4 protein-coding genes are annotated in these 4,616 nt (G+C 45.0%); 1 reads left to right on the top strand and 3 read right to left on the bottom strand.

Annotated features, from left to right (window positions below):
* Positions 1 to 830 precede the first annotated feature (830 nt).
* The 3 genes from EX31_RS17190 to EX31_RS17180 form a co-directional block, all read right to left on the bottom strand.
* Complete coding sequence (locus tag EX31_RS17190; protein WP_051931088.1) at positions 831 to 1,055, bottom strand: hypothetical protein; 225 nt, start codon at positions 1,053 to 1,055, stop codon at positions 831 to 833.
* A 691-nt stretch (positions 1,056 to 1,746) separates the two neighbouring features.
* Entirely contained in the window at positions 1,747 to 2,730 is a 984-nt protein-coding gene (locus tag EX31_RS17185; RefSeq protein WP_037035809.1) for an IS110 family RNA-guided transposase, read from the bottom strand.
* A 201-nt stretch (positions 2,731 to 2,931) separates the two neighbouring features.
* Positions 2,932 to 3,864 carry a LysR family transcriptional regulator gene (locus tag EX31_RS17180; RefSeq protein ID WP_037035807.1) on the bottom strand — a complete coding sequence of 311 codons (933 nt, stop codon included), beginning with the start codon at positions 3,862 to 3,864 and terminating at the stop codon, positions 2,932 to 2,934.
* A 91-nt stretch (positions 3,865 to 3,955) separates the two neighbouring features.
* Between EX31_RS17180 and EX31_RS17175 the strand changes: the two genes are divergently transcribed.
* Positions 3,956 to 4,432: a GNAT family N-acetyltransferase gene (locus EX31_RS17175; protein WP_037035805.1), complete on the top strand. Its 477-nt coding sequence runs from the start codon at positions 3,956 to 3,958 to the stop codon at positions 4,430 to 4,432.
* Positions 4,433 to 4,616: the final 184 nt, after the last annotated feature.

Below are 4,616 nucleotides of genomic sequence, written 5' to 3'. Positions count from 1 at the left end.
GCCAGCTCAGACCCCACCAATATAACGGTGGCTTAACACCCAATGAGTCAGAGCGATTGTTCTGGAAAAACTCTAAAACTGTGGCCAGTTTTTGTTGACCACTTCACCTTAATTTATCAGAACCATACGCAAAAGATTACTTTGCCCTGCCGTCTATCAAATACTGGAAAAAATAATATGGTAAAGAGTATAATAAATTGTCTGTTGAATTACAGGCACGGAAGAATTTTCTTGAAGAGCATTTGATTGCATTGCTCGCTCCCCAGTGGGCATTTTTTATTACAATCGGATAGCTCAACGCAATAGGGATAACATTTGACTAGATGACATCAGACCAACAAGAAGTAACTATCTCTCCAATCCGACGATTTTGTTTTTTTGTTTATAGGCTGGTATATTTCGAACCAGCCTTTATTATTTATGTGATTTTTTTAGATTTTCTAGCATCAGAAATGACAATTAGCGTGTGATTAAGAGTGATGCAGGTACTGGTCGGACAGCATTCTTAGCCATAGATTCTAGCTTATATTAAGCCGTTGAAAGTAAAAACGCTTATTACCAAAAATTATTAGGCAAGTTATCATGGAACATTAGCATTTTTGAGAATTCTCTTCCGAATCCCGACTAATTACAGCCCAATTTTCGTCAACATTTAAAGGGGTCTCACAGTTCTCACATAGAATTTCGTTTACTGATCCACTGTGACGCGAATTAGTTAAAAAGATGAATCTTTCTGAACCACATTTTTCACAAACAATTTCTATCATCATATTTACCTGTTAACCAATGAATGCTTATTATTTCTGATAAAAAATTTAGCCATATTTACGTCAATGACCTTTTTTATCTGCAATGTCGAAGCAAAGAAGTCGCTCTATTGCCAGATACAATGCATCATTCGGCTCACCTGTTATTGTAACTACTGACTCCTGGACCCGTTCTAAACGCCTGGCAACGCGGGTCCGACTAATCTCTTCTCCGTTTTGCGCAAACATTAAACAGCATTCCCCGACCATTCTGCATGCTTCTGCAAAAATAACATTTACACTTTCCATACTCATCTCCAGATAGCCATTAAAATACCGGTTACATGGTAACTCAAGATTTGTTGGATTTTTCTCACATAAGGAAATTTAATAAAATGGAATGAGATTACTCTCCAAAATCCAATCTCTATTTACACAAGGGCAACTGGATTCGCTTGGCTTTCGCCCCTCGATGCTAAGGCCTTTTCCCTTAATGCATCGACTAAATAACTGAGCCTAATATTACGTACGGCATCCAGTTTGAATTATTGTTTGTCAGAAGAGTAAGTCTTCATACAACGCTATGATAAATATACAGTATACTTGGGTGGTAGAAGAGAAAAGCGTCGACGCCAGCCGGCTCACGTCGCAGACGTGCTAATGTCAGCGCGGTGGTGTGGCATGCGTTACGGTGAAGTTCTTGGTGTACTCGGGGTCCGCTTGGTCTATGGTCACTCCCGTTTCTGCGACACCGATTTTGACGACAAGTTGGCTTGCTTGAATCTATCTGGCGTCTGAATGGGATTTTATTCCCGCGCCTCGATGAGTTCCGCGCCTGATGAACCTCCAGAAAATATACGGCTTCAATGAGCCTTTCCGTTTTACAGGTTCCTCAACAGGCCGGTGGGCCGTTAGTATCATCAATATCAGTATTCGCAAAACCAGATCAGTGATTCTTTAAACCGGTGTATTTCTGACGTTATGCTACATAAGTTTGCTGTCATGCCGTTAGAGCCCAGGCTATTCTGGCCAGCTTGTTTGCCAGGGTACAAGTGACGACAAAGTTGCTTTTCCGGCACAGTAAATCCCTGACCCAATCGGCCAATTTGCCAGACTGGTGTTCCAGTTTTTGTATGAATACCCTGGCACATTGAACCAACAAAGTTCGGATCTTTTTGTTACCTCGCTTACTAATTCCCAGCAATGTCGTCCGACCTCCTGTGCTGTGCTGTCGAGGCACTAGCCCTGTTGCCGCCGCAAAGTCACGACTGCTGGCGTACTGCTTCCCGTCGCCAATCTCAGTTGAAATAGTACTCGCTGTCAGTGTTCCGACGCAGGGAATGCTCAGCAAGCGCTGTCCAATCTCATCTTCGTCCAACTTTCGTTTCAACTGGGATTCCAAATCTTTAATCTTCTCAACAAGATAGTGATAATGCTGTTGTAATCTCAGCAATAACTGGCTGAGATAAAGAGGCAAACTACTGTCCTCAAGAAGGGTACTTAGTCGGCTAATAACGGTAGCTCCTCGTGGAACGCTGATGCCAAATTCCAGCAGAAAAGCATGCATCTGATTGGTTGTTTTTACCTTATCCTGAACCAGGGATTCACGGACACGATGTAGAGCCCGCATTGCCTGCTGAGATTCCGTTCTGGGCTGCACAAAACGCATAGACGGACGCGATGCCGCTTCACGAATAGCTTCGGCGTCGACAAAGTCGTTTTTGTTACTTTTAACGAATGGGCGGACAAATTGTGGTGATATGAGCTTTGGGAAATGGCCCAACTCTTCCAACTTGCGTGCCATAAAGTGAGAACCGCCACAGGCTTCCATTGCGATGGTTGTAGCGGGGCATGTCGCCAAAAATTCGATCAACTTTAGTCGGGTAAATTTTTTACGGTAAACAGCCTTCCCGTGACGATCTTGGCAATGAATATGGAAAGAGTTTTTACCCAGATCGATGCCAATGAGCGCAATGTTTTCCATGATAGTTCTCCGAATGAAAGCCTATCCTCAGCGTAGTACCGGGAAGGAGGGAGTGACCATCTCATTAAATATCCTACGTTAAGCCTGTTTTTTAAGCAGGGATGGCAGGCAGCTTTGAGCGAGGAGCGAACGTTCATATTTTATAATCTGCAAATAATTCCACTCAAAAATAAAACACCTCACCATTTCGGTTTTTCGCACTCACTGCTCTGAATTAACCTCTTTCGCCAGCTGTTGCAATACCGACTTCAGCCAGTTAGTCGCCTCTCGCTTACCGCTGCGTATATGCGAATAAATCTTCACTTCAAAGGAGGGTATCTTGAACGGCAGTGCAAAAATCTTGATATTGATTGCCGGGAGCAGTTTCTCTGCTGCGAGGCGGGGAATTGCCATCAGCAGGTCGCTTTCTGCAACAATAAACGGCGCACTCAGCATGGACGGCGTTTTGATCGCTATCTGCCGTATATAACCCATCTGATCAAGTTGTAGATCTAGGACACCTCGCTTCTCATTCCATGGCGTCACAACCAGGTGCCGGGCGGCCAGATAATCTTCCAGCGTAAGCTGTGTTCGGTTTTGGTTGCTGATGACGACATATTCATCTTCGAACCAGGTAATTTCTTCAAGTTCGGGATATCGGGTCTCATCGGGTGTGCTGAATCCAAGCGCCAGATCTACTTCGCCCGCCAGCAGTTCCGTCAGTGCCGGACTATGTGGCAAATAAAGTAACTCAAAGTGCAAACCAGGAGCTTCCTGCTGCAATTTATGCATTAGGGCAGGAAAAACACAAAACGCGGTAAAGTCTGTTATCGCAATCTGAATACGCTCCGTGCTCGTGGAGGTTTCAAACTTCGGCTGTGGACTCAGCTCCTGATTGAGGTAGTTCAGCGCGGAAGCAATAGAAGGCGCGAGCTGGGTGGCATACACGCTGGGACACATACGGTGACCTTCCCGAAAAAATAATGGGTCACCGAGCGTGATGCGTAGCCGTGAAAGCGCATGACTCATCGCCGATGTGCTCATCGCCAGTTCATCCGCAGCCAAGCGAACGGAACGATGGCGATAAATTGCGTCAAAAATGGGCAGAAGGTTTAAATCAAGACGCCTTAGTACTGAATGCATAATATTCATCATTTGGTGATTTCATTGCACTTAATTCCTCTAACAATAACGTTTATTCTGGGCATCCTCAATATCGATACTATCCAGAGATCACAGGAAACTAATGAGCATCACGATTCGCCCAGCCCGCCCGGAAGACGCAACGGCAATTTACGATATGATCTATGAGCTGGCTATGTACGAAAAGGCGCCAGAAGAAGTGGTCACCACACCAGACGAGATCCGGGAAACATTATTTAGCACAGGCAGTAAAACCGAAGCGCTGATCTGTGAAAGTGAAGGTAAAACCATAGGGTATGCCGTTTTCTTCACCAGCTATTCCACGTGGCTTGGACGTAACGGTCTTTACATGGAGGATTTATACATTACCCCTGATTATCGTGGAAAAGGCGCAGGAAAGGCATTGTTGAAAAATATCGCGCAATCCGCAGTCAAACGACAGTGCGGCCGACTGGAATGGAGTGTGCTTGACTGGAACCAGTCAGCGATTGATTTTTACCTTAGTATTGGCGCGTCGCCGCAATCTGAATGGGTACGCTATCGTCTCGATGGTGAAGCACTGCTGAAATTTTCTGAATGAAAATCGCCGTTTTATTGACGAAATCGCGCTGACGCGGGATTTATCTTTAGCTGGCGGACTGGCGAAAAAAATCATTCTCAATGTCCGCCTCACGCCCTGAGACATTCGACAAGTTTTTTACGGCATCAGTAAGGGCGATTTTCGCTCTTCCAGTGCCAGCAAATATTTCGCTTCGTCATAGCGG

It is taken from the genome of Rahnella sp. WP5 (assembly GCF_000745615.1).
In the GTDB taxonomy this organism is placed as follows: Bacteria; Pseudomonadota; Gammaproteobacteria; order Enterobacterales; family Enterobacteriaceae; genus Rahnella; species Rahnella aceris.
The sequence above is the reverse complement of the archived record's forward strand: the minus strand, read 5'-3'. Positions and strand labels throughout refer to the sequence as shown.

Excerpts from the sequence above, each read along its gene's own strand:
- EX31_RS17180 (WP_037035807.1), bottom strand. The coding sequence starts at position 3,864 with ATGATGAATATTATGCATTCAGTACTAAGGCGTCTTGATTTAAACCTT.
- EX31_RS17185 (WP_037035809.1), bottom strand. The coding sequence starts at position 2,730 with ATGGAAAACATTGCGCTCATTGGCATCGATCTGGGTAAAAACTCTTTC.
- EX31_RS17190 (WP_051931088.1), bottom strand. The coding sequence starts at position 1,055 with ATGGAAAGTGTAAATGTTATTTTTGCAGAAGCATGCAGAATGGTCGGG.
- EX31_RS17175 (WP_037035805.1), top strand. The coding sequence starts at position 3,956 with ATGAGCATCACGATTCGCCCAGCCCGCCCGGAAGACGCAACGGCAATT.